1 protein-coding gene is annotated in these 701 nt (G+C 60.6%); it reads left to right on the top strand.

The window, feature by feature from the left end; genetic code table 11:
- Positions 1–19 precede the first annotated feature (19 nt).
- A partial coding sequence (locus DJ029_RS21520; protein ID WP_112324498.1) for an IS3 family transposase occupies positions 20–701 on the top strand: 682 nt, incomplete at its 3' end.

The following is a 701-nucleotide window of genomic DNA, read 5'->3' as shown; positions in this document are numbered from 1 at the left end:
TGAGCGCCGGACGTGTCGGGTGATCGGCCTCGCGCGGAGCTCCCTGCAATACCGGCCGACCCCGAGAGACGATGATGCGCTGCGGTTGGCGATAATCCGGCTGGCGAAGCAATACGGTCGATATGGCTATCGTAAGATCACCGAGTTGCTCCACGTCGAAGGCTGGCGGGTCAATCACAAGAAGGTCGAGCGGCTCTGGCGGGAAGAGGGGTTACAGCTTCCGCAGCGCCACAAGAAGCGCAAGCGGCTCTACCACAAGGACAGCTCGATCATCCGCTTGAGGCCAACGCATCCGAACCACGTCTGGGCCATCGACTTCGTCCACGACAAGCTCAGCAATGGGCGCAGTTACAAGATGCTGACGGTTCTCGATGAGTTCACGCGGCAGGCGCTGGCGGTGACCGTCCGGACAAAGATAGGCGCTGACGACGTCCTGGAGGTACTCTATCCGCTGCTGCTGAAGCATGGCTCGCCAGAGTACATCCGGTCAGACAATGGACCAGAGTTCGCCGCCAACGCCCTACAGGACTGGCTTCGTCGCGTCGGCCTCAAGCCGATCCGCATCTATCCAGGATCGCCCTGGGAGAACGGATACAACGAGCGGTTCAACGGCACGCTGCGCCGAGAGGTCCTGAATGCCGAATGGTTTGCGACGACCCAGCAGGCGCAGATCGTCATCAACCACTGGCTCAAACAGTATA

Source organism: Oceanibium sediminis (genome assembly GCF_003265325.1).
Taxonomy (GTDB): domain Bacteria; phylum Pseudomonadota; class Alphaproteobacteria; order Rhodobacterales; family Rhodobacteraceae; genus Halovulum; species Halovulum sediminis.
Note: the sequence above shows the minus strand (reverse complement) of the source record. Positions and strands in the feature narration are given on the sequence as shown.